Here is a 15973-nt window from a genome sequence, read left to right as displayed (position 1 = left end):
TAAGATAGATAGCTAAAAAGCAAATTATCAACTGTTAATATATGCAAAAAATTTATGGCAATAGTCAAGGGATAAAAGCTAGCCAAATAAAACAATTACAACGGCTTTACGAGGAAAATCAACCAGCAGATAGATTAATTACGCCGGAATTTGCCCAAGCCTTAGCCGCAATTAGTAAAGAAATTCATCACCCGATTTGTTGTTATATCAATCGGCGTGGGCAAATTATCCGAATTGCTGTAGGAACACCAAATCAAACTCAAATTCCGGCTGAAGAATTACCCCGCCGCAGTGCCGAACGCTTGAGCGGAATCCGTTGTGTTGCTACTCAATTGAAATCACAACCACCTGATGAAGCATCGTTAATTGCAATGATGCGTCAGCGCTTAGATGCTCTTGTAATATTAATTGCAACTGATAGCGAAGTAAAAGAAGCTTTTCTAACTTACCTTTTCCCCGATCGAGAGAGTCCTTGGGTAATTTCACCTCCTCTAAGTTTGGATGACTTAACCGAACAAGAATTTGATGATCTAGTTCACGAATGGGAGAGAGAAATTGCTGATGCTGGGGATGGAATATTCCTATCTCAAGAAGTTGTCTCTGATCAAGACAGGGTGCTGCTGGTGGGAGTGCAGACAGAAGATGTATCTGTCCAACGGTTTGAAGATGGGCTTGCAGAACTAGTGCGTTTGGTGGAAAGCGCTAAGGGTATTGTACTTGATACAATGCGGCAGAAACGCGATCGCCCCCATCCTCAAACAGTGGTCGGTAAGGGAAAAATTGGAGAAATCACCCTTTTGGCTCAAAAACTAAGAGCTAATCTAATCGTTTTTGACCGAGATATTTCTGCATCTCAAGCCCGCAACTTAGAACAGGAAATTGGCATCCGAGTTGTAGACCGCACGGAAGTAATTCTAGATATTTTTGCTCAACGCGCTCGCACTCAAGAAGGTAAATTACAAGTAGAACTGGCGCAACTCGAATATATGTTACCTCGGCTGCGCGGTCGCGGCCAGGAAATGTCTCGATTAGGTGCGGGGATTGGTACGCGAGGCCCTGGTGAAACAAAACTAGAGACGGAACGGCGAACAATTCAACGGCGAATTGGTCAACTACAGGAAGAAGTAAATCAATTACAAGCACATCGCGCCCGCATTAGACAACAACGACAACAGCAAGAAATTCCGGTTCTGGCATTAGTTGGCTATACTAATGCTGGTAAATCTACTCTGCTAAATGTGTTAACTAATGCAGAAGTTTATACAGCAGACCAACTATTTGCTACCCTCGATCCAACAACCCGCAAAGTAGTAATTACAGAACCAGAAACACAACAACGCAGGTCGATTTTGCTCACAGATACTGTAGGGTTTATTCACGAACTCCCGCCAGCACTGCTGGATGCGTTTCGCGCCACATTGGAGGAAGTAGTTGAGGCTTCGGCCATGATTCATGTTGTAGATTTGTCCCATCCAGCTTGGGAAAGTCATATTGCAAGTGTGCTGGAAATACTCGAAGAAATGCCTGAGATTCCAGAAAAAACTTTGATTGCTTTTAATAAGGTTGACCAAGTAGATAGCGAAACCTTAGCTAGAGTTCAACAAGATTATCCCGAAGCTGTGTTTATATCAGCAAGTCAGCGCTTGGGTTTAGAGACTTTCAAAATGCGATCGCTGCAACTAATTGACGAACCCGTTCAGACGATTGCAGTCCCACAAAATTCATACTAATCAAAGGGAATTATATGACACCGACTATCATTGTTCACGGTGGAGCAAAAACCATCACAGACGATAAAGTTGCAGCCAACAATGCAGGCTGTACAGCAGCAGTAGAAGCTGGTTGGGCTGTGCTAATCAGTGGAGGTAGCGCCGCAGAAGCTGTTGAAGCAGCTATTCGAGTTCTGGAAACTGACCAGACATTTAACGCCAGTCTTGGCGCAACTCTCAACAGCGATGGAGAGGTGGAGTTAGACGCGGCGATCATGGAAGGCTCATTAAGTTGGGGAGCAGTTGCAGCAGTTCAGGGCATCCGTCATCCCATCTCGGTTGCACGGAAGGTTATGGATGACAAACCCAGGCTACTAGTGGCGCGAGGTGCAGAACGCTTTGCTGTAGACTCTGGAGCCGAAATGTGTAAAAAAGAAAACTTGATTACTGATGAACAGTGGCAGGAGTGGAAGGAGGATCAAAAAGTTATTGATCGCCCCAACACTGTAGGCTGTGTGGCTTTGGATGCTAGCGGCATCCTAGCTGCTGGCACTTCAACTGGTGGTACTACGAAGCAGCAACAAGGTCGCGTTGGTGACACTGCCCTTGTTGGCTCTGGCTTGTACGCTGATAATAAATTCGGCGGTTGCTCAACAACAGGTGATGGCGAGTCAATTATCCCCGTGGTTTTGGCTAAAACTGCGGTCGATTTCTTGACTGGAGACAGACACCCAGAAGAAGCCGCACAGATGGCAATTGACACTTTGGTTTCTAAGGTTAAAGGTGAAGCTGGTTGCATCCTCATAGATCGTCAAGGACGCGTTGGCTGGGCGTATAACTCATCACACATGGCTTGCGCTTATATGACTGAAGGACAAGACAAGGTGGCTGTTTTTACCAAGAAATAACTTATACCAATTCGTAATGGGCTACGCTAAGGTAATGGGTAGTTAATGAAGCGAAACTACATCTGAGTTTTCAAGTTTGAATATACAGCTTTGTTTTTTCAAGTTAGTGTTATGTCATCTTTGCCAAATTACCCATAATAATAAAAGAACCCCACCCCCAACCCCTCCCCGCAGGCGGGGAGGGGAGACAAAGCGTAGCTTTGGCGGGGTGGGGTTCCGGATATTATGCTTAATTGCCCTGGCATCATATTACTTGGAATTCAGAAAACTTGTTTAATATAAACAACCGCATCCCTTTGTGGATGCGGTTTCTCGGAGGAGTAGATGTCAAAATACGACTTTCATTATTTTCAAGGGAGTACTCTTTCTGATCTGTTTGCTCAAGATATCACAGATGCATCTTATGGGTTTATTTTAAATTACCCTGCGACTGGCAGTTGGGCTGCTTACCCCAACCGGAACAAATATTTTATTCAAGATGGCAGTAGTGAAGCCACCAAAACCTCATTCGACAAGATTTGTCAGAAAGAACCTTGGAAAAATCTGGCTGTATTAGGCGATCGCATTCCTGGAATTGTGATTATACAACCGCCAAAGTCGCTGCTTGAATACTGGCAAGAGCATTTCGGCTTCAGCCACTCCAATATTGAAATGATGGATTGCTCGACTTATCTAGATGATCTCAGCCACAGCGATGGCTGCGCCAACGCCAAGGGCGAACGCTTTGACAAACTCATTAGTTTATTTCCCTTTGATCACCTCAAACCTGAAAAACACGCTGTTGATCCAGACACTCATTACCGCTTACTCAGCAAAGTAACCCTAGCCGAATTGGGAGTGCAATGTCCGAAATACGAAAGCTACAATCTGCACCAAGTAAATCTCGAAGACATTCAATTACCACAATTTCCATATTTAATTAAAACCTCCCACGGACTCTCAGGAGAAGGCACTTATATCATTAAAAGCGCCAGCGATTTGAACTACTGCCTTGAAGAAATTAGAAAATATCTTAATATTAAGTTGCTCGATACGATTATTGTTTCGGAGTTCGTCAAGAATGAAGTGCAGAATTACTGCGTACAGTTCTATGTCAACAAACTAGGAGAGATAACGCTCATCGGCACTACCGCCCAACTCGTCACTCCAGAAGGTAACTATTTAGGGGGACTGATTGACTACCGCAACACTGACATGAGCAAGTTCTTTGAAATGATTGCTAACATTGGTCAGTATGCTCATAAACAGGGTTATTTCGGCGTGATTGGCTTTGATGTGCTGGAAGATCAAGAGGGACAATTTTATGCGATCGATGCCAATTTCCGAGTCAATGGCTCGACTCCGTTATGCTTGCAGCGTAATACCTTAGTGGGATTGGGAAAGGGAGTAGCTAAATATTCCAGTGACTACCGCATGGAAGGTACGTTGGATTCAATTTTAGTCGCCTTAAAACCAGAACTAGATCGCAAGGATTTAATCATTCTGTCAGCATTAGAGAAAATAAAATACGGAAAAATTAACACAGATATTTATGCGATCGTTACTGGAGAGAATATCGAGGAAATGCAGCATATCGAGCAGGAATTAAAGAATAAGGGATTACAATGGCTTCCTTAAACAGCACTACTGTTGAGGCAAGGGAAAGGCAACCCCTGCCCCTATTAATATAATAGTTAAAAACTTATTCCTCTACTTCAATCAGATTAGGTGACTGCCTGATGGGAAACAGGACTCGCATTAACTGACTCACTGGTACTGAGCGCTGCTCTTGAACAAAAGCCAAAAACACAAGTGCAGCCATTCGTAATAAGCCTGAGAGAACAAACAGCCCCAGCAAACCCGCAGCACCAGGCAGAGTTGCTAGAAAGCTACCAACACTGATACCCATTGCTCCAGTTATACCTGCAACTGCACCTGCGATCGCAAAATAAGTAGATTGATGACGCACAGGTGATATTCCCATCATCATATTGTTGGTACACAAATCAATTGCTGCCCACGTCGCGCCAGCTAGTATATGCAACAAGGGTAACCAGATCCAAAAAGAAATTTGATCGCTTCCAACTCCTAGCCACAGCAGAGGTGTCACCGCCACCAAGACTCCCACTAATAACAGTAGCGGACGATTCCCAATTCGGTCAGCCAGTTTCCCCCACAAAAGCAGCATTAACATGTTCGCACCAGTTCCTAAACCGTGATAAATCGTTACCACACTAATATCTATATCCAGGTTATCTAGCATATAGAGGTTAAAGAAGGGAGCGCTGATGTTAACAGCAAAACACCAAATACTCAAGTAAAGTACAAACTTGCAAAAATTAGCATCTTTGAGAAAGCTAAAATCTATACCCTGAGACGGGGGTTGGGAGGTGTCTGAACCCGTGGCTGTTAAAAGCTGGGGGTTTACATCGGTCATCCAGAACTGACAGATTTGACTGATTAATCCCAGCAAAATTCCTAAAATCAAGACTGCACCATAGCCTTGAAGTGTTCCACCAGGCCAAACCGATACTGCTAAACCTAGCAACGGCACACCAACAAGGTTAGTCAAGCCGACAATGCTATTGCGAAAGCCAAAATATCGCCCCCGCAACCGTTGAGGTACTAACACAGCAGACCACCCAAGCCAAGGCGCACGACCGAAAGATTCAATGATATTACATACCAAGAGAACTGCCAAAGTCAACTCCACTACTTGGTATCCAGCCAGATGAGATGAAGTAACCAACACAATCGCTGGCAAAAGAATCAACCACACCAAGCGCGATGGGATGAAAATACACTGGAAATACCACCGGAAGCTGGTACTTCGGTTCACCAAATACGCTCCCAGTGGTTGCAGCAGATTTACAATCTGAGGTATGGCGGCCAGCAGACCAATTTGTACTGGCCCAGCACCTAACTCTAACAAGAAATTACTGAGCAACGCACCGCCGATGACACTATAAAAAATCGTAGCAAAGAGACTCTCATAAGTTAGCGCTATAAGGCTTTTGCGAATTTCTAGCTTAGAAATTTTCAAAAACAGTTTCGGAGTTGGAAAAAGTACCGTCTCCGTTAATACCCTATCCTCAGAGATTTCTTGAATGGGAACAGGGGGAAGAGAACTAGCCTCTACTGAAATGTCATCTTCTTGGGACTGAACCATATTATCTAATCAATATTTAAACAGTTAAATTGTTATAGCTACTATTAGCCATAATGAGTATGACTTATATAATATTTAATCAATAAGCTTTAACACATTGCAATCCCTTGCCTGGGCAAAAGACTAAAGTGTGTTTTCAAACTACTCATTTGCCTCCTAAATTTTTAGATGCCCGTAAATCCACACCACTTTCTAGGGAAACCGCAAGATAAGACGCACTCTCCTTAAAAAGGCTTCATCGGAGTCTATTAAAGCCCCCCAATTTATCGGGGGTTGGGGGGATCTAAGGCTTTAAAAACATGCCCTAGATCATAGTATGTATTGACTATAGGTTGCTTTTGCAGAAAAAACAGGCATTATATAGCTCCGCTAGGGCTTCTAATCAAAAAAGCCAATTATTTGACATAAATTTAATTTTATGTATACAAATTTCGCTAAAAACTCTCTTATATAAATATTTTTAGCAGCTCATTAGTATTTTGTGACAAGAAAATAATCTATATTTGCCAAATTCACTCTTAAGAATTAATACCTTTGCAGAAAAATCTTAAAATTTAGCTGGCACTAGTACACATAGACATAAATAATGCTGAATTATAACCAATAGTTAGGATTGGGGTTTAAGTTGAACTTCTTTGAGTAATTTTACTAGATGACATGGAGATAGGATTTCCACTCCAACGCTGTTTGTCTACTTAACCTCCTAATTCCAGCGATGCTAAATAACTAATATGTAACCAATTGCATAAGCCTTGAGAAATTATTTCACTGGAAATTTCTATCGTCAGGTATCATTGCTCATCTTACGAAATGTGCAACGATGGGCTATGCCCCGGCGGATGCGATCGCAACATCAGTAAAAAACTTTTTTATGGCACAGACAGAAATTAACGATATATCGGCAGACAGCTCCTTGCTTGATCCAGAAAAAGATTTACTAGGACATGCGAACTTTGCCAAGTATCTAGCGGACAGTATTTGTAAAATGACCTTTCCTGAAGGTTTTGTTATTGCAGTTTACGGTTCTTGGAACTCTGGCAAATCTACATTATTAAACTTTGTAGTTCACTATCTTCAGCAAAAGCCAGAGGAAGAGAAACCAATCATTGTTCCTTTTAATCCCTGGTTATTTTCTGGACATGAAAATATCACAAGGCGCTTTTTTGAGCAATTACAAAACGTTTTAAGCAAAGAGTCATCCGTACCAAAAGGTTTGAAGGAGAGATTAGCTGGTTTTGCCGCCATTATTTCAGACATTCCTCTACCTTATGCTCAAACTGGCAAGGCATTAGCAGCATTATTGGACGAGAAAAGCAAGGACGCTGCCGAATTAAAAGAAGAAGTAGAAGATACTTTAGTACAGCAGCAACGGCGAATAGTTGTAACAATTGATGATATTGATCGGTTGGCTGCGGAAGATATCAAGCAGTTATTTCGTATTTTTAAAGCAATGCGAAATTTTACTAATGTTGTCTATCTTCTGCTTTTTGATAAAGAAGTTGTAATGAGAACAGTTGCAGATACTAAAGAAATATCTGAAGAAGCATACTTAGAAAAAATTATTCAAGTTAGTTTTGAGTTACCTATTCCTGATAAAACCTCACTTCGCAGGCTATTTTTTGAAAAGCTTGATAACATATTTTATCAAACACCAAAACAGCAAATCAGCCAAAGTCGGTGGGGTGATATTTACTTTCAAGGAATAGAACACTTTATTAATAACATCCGCGATATTAGTCGTTTGATTAACACTTTAACAGTCACGTATCCAGTAGTAAAAGATGAAGTAAACGCTGTTGATTTTATTGCTATTGAGTCCTTACGAGTATTCTGCCCAAAGATATATAGTATAATCCATCAAAATCCTCATATTTTTGTAGGAAAGATAAACCTTTCAATAGACGAACTCAAGAATCTTCTGAGTACCTGGATTGCTCAACTGCGAGATGAAGACAAGCAGCCTGTTAAAAACCTGCTAATGCAGCTTTTTCCTAAGTTAAAATTCATTTTGGGTAATACTTATCTAGATGAAAAGCAAGAGTTGGAATGGCGCGAACAGCTACGTGTGTGTAGTTTAGAGATATTTCCTATTTACTTTCGTCTGTCATTATCAGTAGGTGAATTATCTAATATTAAGATAAAAATTATCCTTGGTTTGGCTGAAAATACAGAGAAATTTAGAAATTATTTGATAGAACTTGCTAAACAAAAACTTCCAAACGGCACAACGCAAGCCAGGGTATTTATAGAACAGCTAGAAAATTCCACTGAAGAAATTCCTGTAAATTACATCCCTTCAGTTGTAGAAGCTTTGTTGGATGTAAGCGAGGAATTATTATCTCAAGATGATGAATCTCATAGCATTCTTGCTTTTGGCAATAAAGTTATTATTAGTCGTTGTATCTCGCAACTCTTGCATCAAATTAATGAAACATCACGATTTGAGTTGCTAAAAAAAGTAATCACCCAAGGGAAAGCATTACCAATAATTAATCATGAAATTGCAACACTAAAAGAGCAACAAAGTCAATATGGTACAGATAAATCTAACTATGAAGAGAAATGGCTTGTGAACGCACAGCACCTCAAAGAACTAGAAGAAATGACTAACAGAATGTAGGTAAAAAGAGATACTAGCTATGATGCAATGGCATTGCGAGTCGATGCAACTTAGCCGAAATGATCAAAAGCCTATAAAATGCCTACAGATACTTCCTGTGACGCTTTCAGATTCCCCAATAGACAGAGAACTGCAACTGTAATAGTAACTATGATAACTAAAGATACAATACGTGCATTAGGAGTATTTGCTAATTCTCAAGGAATAGAGCAAGCAATTAATGAATTGAAAACTGCAAACTTTCCTATGGAGAAAGTTTCTGTCATTGCTAAAGATGTAGAGCAGGGCGATCGCGTAGGTGAAACGCAGATAAGCGATCGCATTGGCGATCAAAATGTGAATACAAGCGGAGCAGTAAGAGAGACGCTGACAGCAAGTACTTGGGGTAGCGTGTTAGTTGGTTTGAGTAGTCTGGCACTTCCTGGTTTAGGAGCTATACTCGCAGCAGGTTCTGTAGGTGTAGCATTAGTCAGTAGCGTTGCAGGTGTTGCTGTGGGAGCCGCAGCAAATCAGAATTTACTCAAGGCATTAGGTGATTTAGGCATACCCGAAGAAAGAGCCAGAGTTTATAGCGATCGCCTCCAGCAGAGTTATTATTTGCTCATACTAGAAGGCTCAGAAGAAGAGATTCATCGCGTTGAACCAATATTACGCGATCGGGGTATTGAATATTGGGGCGTTTATGATTCCTCGCAGCCTTCAAACGGCACGGTGCTTTAACGCTTTGCTAAAAAAACGTTTTTCACAGGTGTTGCTATATCTGTGCATTGAATCCAGAATTTTTAACGAATTCCTTTAGCGGTTATTGTACGGATTATCTTAGGGAAAATAACGGAGTAAATCTGATGGTCAGACAACAGCATACCTGTGAAATCGACCAACTGCTGAAAACACTTGATGCTTTAATCCAGCTATCGCAAGCTAGCTTTGACTATCAGTTAGTGCTGGCAGATATTTGGGTAAAGGCATTTTTGGAACTGGCACGGGAGTTAGCCTTTTACCAAGCCAAGGGTGAAAAAATTGACAATTTGCGGCAGTTTCTGGAAGTCTGGAGTAGTATATTTGACCGAGAATTTGCACAAAAGTTCCGTTCAGAGGATGCTCAGGCAATCCAAGGAAAATTCTTGAAGGTAGCCATGAGTTATTGGCTCGAACAGCAACAGTTGCTAGAAGGAGTTCCTAAGATGGTTGAACTGCCGAGTTGTAATCAAGTGGATGAAAGTAAGGTTTAATTTCATCTAGTCATTTCTACCTTTTTTGTTAATCCTAAAGCTAGATGTAATTTTTGGGATTAGAGGCGAAATTATAATAAATAATCAAACAAGATAAAAGCCATGAAAACTGACAACGTAACCAATTCTAACAATACCGAACGGACAACACTTGAAGGTGGAAGCAAAGAAGCTCTCAATAAAAAAACCTCTGCCCAATTTCTACTTAGCACAGCGCTGGGAGTATTAACGATTATCATAGCGGCTGCAAGTGCTTATTACGGGCTTATTCGGTTCTAATCCTATTTATTATTTAAACAGGAAATTTTTGTTTTTTTGATGACATTGAAAAATTTCAGACATAACACGATCCTCAGCAAAATATATGGTAGTGCTTTTAGTTTCTAAAAAACCCTTATTTGGGTGAAAGCACTGCCATATTTTTCTAAGGGCTGAACTTTCCTTTTTATCATCCAAAATGTTATCAAAAAACGATGCACGAGTCTATCCAACTAATCGAAAAGCTAGTTAATAGTGTAGATATCTTCAACCGCTTGCGCGAACAAGAGATTGAGATTGGGGTGACACCTAAGCAACAGGTATACCGGGAAGATAAGGTAGTACTATACCACTTCCAATCCCAGGTTGAAAAATCGTTTAAGATTCCGATTTTAATTGTTTATGCGTTAGTTAACCGTCCCTACATTGTAGATTTACAGGAGGGGCGATCGCTTGTTGCAAATTTACTCAATCTTGGTCTAGATATTTACTTGATTGATTGGGGATATCCTGACCAAGACGATCGCTGGCTCACTATTGACAAATACATCAATGGGTATATCAATAATTGTGTAGATGTCATCCGCTCCCGCCACAACTTAGAGCAGATTAACTTATTGGGAATTTGTCAGGGGGGAACCTTCAGTCTTTGCTACAGTTCCCTTTACCCAGAAAAGGTAAAAAACCTGATTACTATGGTTACGCCAGTCGATTTTCACATCAATGAAGGACTTCTCAATGTTTGGAGTGGAAGCAATTTAGGGACACAAGCATTAGATGTGGATCTTCTCGTTGACACTTTAGGTAACATTCCTGGCAACTTTCTCAACTTTGTCTTCGTAATGCTGAAGCCTTTTCAGTTAGGTGTCAAAAAGTATATTGATTTACTGGAGATTGTTGAGTATGAGGATAAGCTGCTCAATTTTCTCCGCATGGAAAAGTGGATTTTTGACAGTCCAGATCAAGCTGGAGAGACTTTTCGACAGTTCATTAAGGACTTTTATCAAGAAAACAAATTAATTAAAGGTAAGATTGAGATTGGCAAGAAGCGAGTAGATTTGGGAAATATCCGCATCCCAATTTTAAACATTTATGCCGAAGAGGATCATCTAGTTTTACCGGCATCATCCTTAGCTCTTGAGAAATATGTTGGCAGTGTTGATTATACAGTGCGATCGTTTCCAGTTGGACATATTGGTATGTATGTAAGCAGCAAGGTTCAAAAAGACCTACCGCCAACGATTGCCGATTGGCTGAAGGCGCGAGAATAAAATATTCGCTTTCTCAAGTGTTTGTATTCTAAATAGGGCTATTTCATTCTCATCTAGCCCGCCTCAGAATGAATTCTGAGGCTAATAGCAAAAGTCCACTAAAGTGGACTAAGAAAGGCTTTTAGTCTACTTTAGTGGACTTGGACTATTAGCCGCGTAACTTCAGTTCTGGGCGGTTTATGTCTACAACGAGATAGCCCTGGTATTCCAAAATACAAAATTGTTTAATATCACGTCCTTTCTTTAGGTGGACGACTATACCATTATTTACTTCTAAAGATTGATTTTTTGCTAGAAATATTATTGTAAATTATTGTTAAGTAAGTTAATTTTGTTTTTTAAATGCACTAGATTTTGCAAAAGAAATCATTCAATAAAAACAATTATTAGCAAGATTATAAATAGGAATTTATTTAAAAAATTACTTACATTTATTTTATTATTTTCAAATTTTAATTCACCAATGTGATGAGAAGTATGGAAGAAGCTTATATTGTATCAGCAGTACGCACACCGCTTGGTAAGTTTGGAGGTGTCTTTGCAGATTTGTCTCCAGTAGATTTAGGTGCGATCGCCATGCGTTCAGCCTTGGAACGAGCTGGAGTATCAGGAGAAGCTTTAGATTTGTATATTTTTGGTAATGTACTTAGCGCCGGACATGGACAGTCATTGCCTCGTCAAGCAGCTTTTAAAACTGGAATTCCGCAGAAGGTGAACGGATATGCAGTAAATATGGTGTGTTCATCGGGAATGATGAGTGCGATCAACGGTGTTAGTGCAATTCGTTCTGGTGATGCCCAAATGGTACTTGCTGGAGGCATGGAATCTATGTCCCAGACGGGGTTTTTGTTATCGCAACGAGCTAGGTGGGGATACAAATCCTTATTAGGTTCACCAGAACAACTTACCGATGTTTTACTCCAAGACGGACTTACCGATCCCATCAGTGGCGAAACGATGGGAGAGCAAGCAGAACAACTGGCAACTGCTTACCAAATTACGCGGGATGAGTTGGATGAAGTAGCTTTCTTTTCCCAAGCTAGAGCAGCCCAAGCAACTGAGCAAGGCTTGTTTAAACAAGAGATTGTACCAATTGAGATTGCAGGTAAGAAAGGTTTACAAGTTGTAGAGCGAGATGAAGGAATTCGCCCCGAAACTACTTTAAAAACTCTTGCTGGACTAAAGCCTACTTTCAGATCCGATGGTGTGTTCACGGCTGGTAACAGCAGTCAAATATCCGATGGAGCAGCAGCTCTAGTTTTGGCAAGTAAAACAGCAGTAGAACGCTACCAACTTAATCCTATAGCACGGCTGATTGGTGGAGTATGGACAGGGGGAGAATCTTGGCGGTTCCCCGAAGTTCCCATATTGGCAGTGAACAAGCTTTTAGACAAACTCAAAATGAAAATTTACGATTTTGATTTGTTTGAAAACAACGAAGCATTTGCTATAAGCAATGTCTTATTCAATCGGGAGTTGGGCGTTCCTTATGAAAAATTAAATGTCTATGGCGGGGCGATCGCTTTAGGACATCCCATCGGGGCTTCAGGAGCGCGAATTTTAGTAACACTGCTCAACGCTTTACAGCAGCAAAACGGGCAGTTTGGATTAGCAGCAGTTTGTCACGGGACTGGTGGGGGTACTGCGATCGCACTGGAGAGGCTGAGGTAGTTCGTAATTCGTAGTTCGTAATTCGTAATTGAGGGTGCCAAATAGGAATTATTTTGAGCGTTGTGAAATTTTGGATTGGTTTAAGTTATGGCAGGTTTGGGATTGGAAGATCAAGTGGTTTTGGTAACTGGCGGTAATCGGGGAATTGGAGCTGCGATCGTCAATCTGCTTTTGGAGTTGGGAGCGAAAGTAGCTTACACCTACCGCAGCGATTACAATCCGCAGATGGGGAGTTTGGCAATCTCAGCTGATGTCACCGATAAAGCAGCTATGGAGGCAGTGACAGAAAAGGTTGAAGAGAAACTTGGCCCAATTTACGGGGTTGTCGCGAATGCTGGAATTACGCGAGACAATTTTTTCCCAAAACTGACAACGGCAGACTGGGATGCAGTAATCGACACTAACTTGAAAGGAGTCTACAACACCTTAAAACCCGTTATTCCCAAGATGTACGAACGGCGTTCTGGCTCTGTTGTCTGTATCACTTCAATTTCTGGCGATCGCGGAAATATCGGCCAGACAAACTACGCAGCATCCAAAGCAGGAACCATTGGTTTGACAAAATCTCTGGCTCTAGAAGCGGCGCGTTACGGAGTGCGGGCTAATACTGTGTCACCGGGGTTTATTGAGACTGATATGCTCACCCCGATTTCAGATAAAGTCAAGCAACGGATTTTGTCTGAAATTCCCCTGTCTCGCTTTGGGAAACCGGAGGAGGTTGCTTGGGCAGTAGCATTTCTGCTCTCCCCAATAGCTAGCAGCTACGTCACTGGTACAGTTGTGCGAGTCAACGGCGCTCATTATACATGAGTGCGGGACTGGGCATTAGATAGATTAGGAATTGAAATTCCAGTCCCTAATAAATGGCAAATTCAAAATAGTGGGAGTAACTGTGAACATGGGGTTTGAAAAGCGGCAAATAGATGTAAGTGGACTTAATATTCGCTACTTGGCAGGGGGTAATGATGATCCACCGTTAGTGCTGCTACATGGAGTGGGTGATAGCGCTGTTGATTGGTCTTGGGTAATACCTACTCTAGGGACTAAGCATCGTGTCATAGCCGTAGATTTCCCAGGTTCGGGGGATAGTGCTAAACCCAAGCGTGAATATTCGCTGGAATTTTTGACAGAATTCTTAGCCGATTTTCTCAACGCTTTAGAAATTCAACGAGCAGTATTAGTAGGCAATTCTTTAGGTGGTTTGATTGCTTTGCGGTTTGCGCTGTCAAATCCCGAACGCGTACCAGCATTAGTACTGGTAGACAGTATGGGATTTAGCCAAGTCGTCAACCCAATTCTGTCAAATTTGACTTTGCCCTGGTACGGAGAGTTAGCGATCGCCTGGAGCAAAACACCTTTGGGCGCAAAGCAAAGGGCTTGGTCACGGGCGGCGTTGCTTTTTGCTAATCCCTTACAAGTTCCCGACGCATGGCTAGCAGAGCAAGAGCGAATGGGGCTGCTTCCTGGCTTTCTAGAAGCGAATTTATCTATACTGCGTTCTCAACTATATGTATTAGGACAGAAGCAAATAGTACTCGAATCTCTACCACAGTTACAAATGCCAACCCTAGTTGTATGGGGTATTAATGACCTAGTTTTGCCGAATTACCAAGCTCAAGATGCAGTCAGCCGTTTAAGGCAAGGACACTTAGCTTTGATACCCAGTTGTGGACACTTACCCCAAGTCGAGCGTCCCGAATTATTTACCGACGCATTGAACCAGTTTCTTGCTTGTCATTTGTGAATGGGGACTGGGAACTAGGGACTCTAGGAATGAATTTTAATTCCCAATCCCCAGTACCCAATCCCCAATCCCCAATCCCTTTTAAGGAGTAACACTAATGCAATTAAAGCCAATTAATCAACAGGTCGTTTCCGTCGTTGGAGCCTCCAGTGGTATCGGACGGATCACAGCTCTTGAGTTTGCTAGACGCGGGGCAAAAGTGGTAGTCTCCGCTCGCGGTGAGTCGAAGCTACAGTCTTTAGTAGAGGAGATTCGCAGCTTTGGCGGCGAGGCAACTTATATTGTGGCCGATGTAGAAGTATTTGATCAAGTAAAGGCGATCGCAGATAAAACTGTGGAAGTTTACGGGCGACTCGATACATGGGTACATGCCCCTGCTATCGGCATCTTTGCCACTTTCGACAATACAACACCAGAAGAGTTTAAGCATGTTATTGATGTCGATCTGATGGGACAGGTGTATGGTGCAATGGCGGCCTTACCCCATCTGAAGCGTGAGGGACGGGGGGCATTGATCCATGTCTCTTCAGTGGAAGGTACGCGATCGCTCCCCTACCAAAGTGCTTACTCGGCAGCCAAGCATGGGGTCGAGGGTTTTATCGAAGCGATGCGCGTTGAGTTACAACATGAAAAATGGCCTATCAGCGTCACAAGTGTGAAGCCAGCAGTGATTAACAGTCCCTTTTGGAACAATGGCCGGACGAAATTAGGCGTAAAGCCTGCCGGGGTACCACCTTACTACGAACCTAAACTTGTAGCTGATGCCATCCTCCATGTAGCCGAACATCCAACTCGTGACTACTTAGTTGGGGATGTAGCTAAAATATTAGATTTGGTACAGCGCATCTCACCACCCTTAGTAGATTCACTGTTACTGCTCATCGGCTTCAACTTACAGCATAGTTCCGAGCCGAAGTCTGAAGATGCATCAAATAATTTTTATCAACCTGTTGCTGAAGACGACAGAGTTAACGGTGATTATGGTCACTTAGTTATACCTAGTCTTTCCGACTGGATAGAAAAAAATCCGGTTCTTCAGTGGGGCGCGATCGCTGGTACAGCAGCATTAGCGTTGCTAGTAGCTCAAGTAATCAAAGATTAACGATAAATGCAGTAGCTCCCCTTAAAGATAAGCAGGGGAGGCAGGGGAAGAAAGAGGGTTATTTATTCAGTAATTTTCTTTCCCCCTGCTCCCCCTGCCTGCCTCAACCAAAAAATTCTTTAACTGAAGTAAGGATCAAGCCTTAGCAGAACGAAGCACACTGATAAAGTTTTGAGCATAATTCTGCGTTGAGAAATCGAGGGCGCGTTGTCTGGCAGCGACTCCGGCACTTTGGGCAAATTCTTGCTCGTCAAGATAACGGAGAATTGCGATCGCTAATTTCTCTGCATCACCGTAAGGTGTTAATAAT

At 42.1% G+C, this 15973-nt stretch carries 13 protein-coding genes; 12 read left to right on the top strand and 1 reads right to left on the bottom strand.

Going from position 1 to position 15973, the window contains the following annotated elements; all coding sequences use genetic code 11:
• Positions 1–41: 41 nt before the first annotated feature.
• From hflX to VE944_RS08145, 3 genes are all read left to right on the top strand, one after another.
• Positions 42–1730: a GTPase HflX gene (hflX, locus tag VE944_RS08155; RefSeq protein ID WP_324974930.1), complete on the top strand. Its 1689-nt coding sequence runs from the start codon at positions 42–44 to the stop codon at positions 1728–1730.
• A gap of 14 nt (positions 1731–1744) precedes the next feature.
• A complete protein-coding gene (locus VE944_RS08150; protein ID WP_324974927.1) occupies positions 1745–2617 on the top strand; it encodes an isoaspartyl peptidase/L-asparaginase family protein in 873 nt (290 codons plus the stop codon).
• Positions 2618–2941: 324 nt separating this feature from the next.
• Positions 2942–4234 carry an ATP-grasp domain-containing protein gene (locus tag VE944_RS08145; protein WP_324974924.1) on the top strand — a complete coding sequence of 431 codons (1293 nt, stop codon included), beginning with the start codon at positions 2942–2944 and terminating at the stop codon, positions 4232–4234.
• A gap of 64 nt (positions 4235–4298) precedes the next feature.
• Here VE944_RS08145 and VE944_RS08140 read toward each other — a convergent pair whose 3' ends face one another.
• A complete protein-coding gene (locus tag VE944_RS08140; RefSeq protein ID WP_324974921.1) occupies positions 4299–5765 on the bottom strand; it encodes an MFS transporter in 1467 nt (488 codons plus the stop codon).
• Between the two features lie 871 nt (positions 5766–6636).
• Between VE944_RS08140 and VE944_RS08135 the strand changes: the two genes are divergently transcribed.
• The 9 genes from VE944_RS08135 (at position 6637) to VE944_RS08095 (ending at position 15663) form a co-directional block, all read left to right on the top strand.
• Entirely contained in the window at positions 6637–8385 is a 1749-nt protein-coding gene (locus tag VE944_RS08135) for a KAP family NTPase (RefSeq protein ID WP_324974918.1), read from the top strand.
• Positions 8386–8535: 150 nt separating this feature from the next.
• Positions 8536–9105 (top strand): hypothetical protein, encoded by a 570-nt coding sequence (locus VE944_RS08130; protein ID WP_324974915.1) that lies wholly within the window; start codon positions 8536–8538, stop codon positions 9103–9105.
• 125 nt (positions 9106–9230) lie between these two features.
• On the top strand, positions 9231–9617 hold the full coding sequence (locus VE944_RS08125) for a poly(R)-hydroxyalkanoic acid synthase subunit PhaE (RefSeq protein WP_324974912.1): 387 nt from the start codon (positions 9231–9233) through the stop codon (positions 9615–9617).
• A gap of 102 nt (positions 9618–9719) precedes the next feature.
• The gene (locus VE944_RS08120; protein WP_324974908.1) at positions 9720–9896 is read left to right on the top strand and encodes a hypothetical protein; all 177 of its coding nucleotides are present in this window, start codon (positions 9720–9722) and stop codon (positions 9894–9896) included.
• Between the two features lie 194 nt (positions 9897–10090).
• The gene (gene phaC / locus VE944_RS08115) at positions 10091–11146 is read left to right on the top strand and encodes a class III poly(R)-hydroxyalkanoic acid synthase subunit PhaC (RefSeq protein ID WP_324974905.1); all 1056 of its coding nucleotides are present in this window, start codon (positions 10091–10093) and stop codon (positions 11144–11146) included.
• A gap of 477 nt (positions 11147–11623) precedes the next feature.
• Positions 11624–12817 carry a thiolase family protein gene (locus VE944_RS08110; protein ID WP_324974902.1) on the top strand — a complete coding sequence of 398 codons (1194 nt, stop codon included), beginning with the start codon at positions 11624–11626 and terminating at the stop codon, positions 12815–12817.
• Between the two features lie 87 nt (positions 12818–12904).
• Entirely contained in the window at positions 12905–13627 is a 723-nt protein-coding gene (locus VE944_RS08105; RefSeq protein WP_324974899.1) for a beta-ketoacyl-ACP reductase, read from the top strand.
• 88 nt (positions 13628–13715) lie between these two features.
• Complete coding sequence (locus VE944_RS08100) at positions 13716–14561, top strand: alpha/beta fold hydrolase (RefSeq protein WP_324974896.1); 846 nt, start codon at positions 13716–13718, stop codon at positions 14559–14561.
• A gap of 97 nt (positions 14562–14658) precedes the next feature.
• Entirely contained in the window at positions 14659–15663 is a 1005-nt protein-coding gene (locus VE944_RS08095; protein ID WP_324974894.1) for an SDR family oxidoreductase, read from the top strand.
• Positions 15664–15973 lie beyond the last annotated feature (310 nt).

Origin of the sequence: Nostoc sp. (genome assembly GCF_035638895.1) — a bacterium.
Taxonomy (GTDB): domain Bacteria; phylum Cyanobacteriota; class Cyanobacteriia; order Cyanobacteriales; family Nostocaceae; genus Nostoc.
The sequence above is the reverse complement of the archived record's forward strand: the minus strand, read 5'-3'. Positions and strand labels throughout refer to the sequence as shown.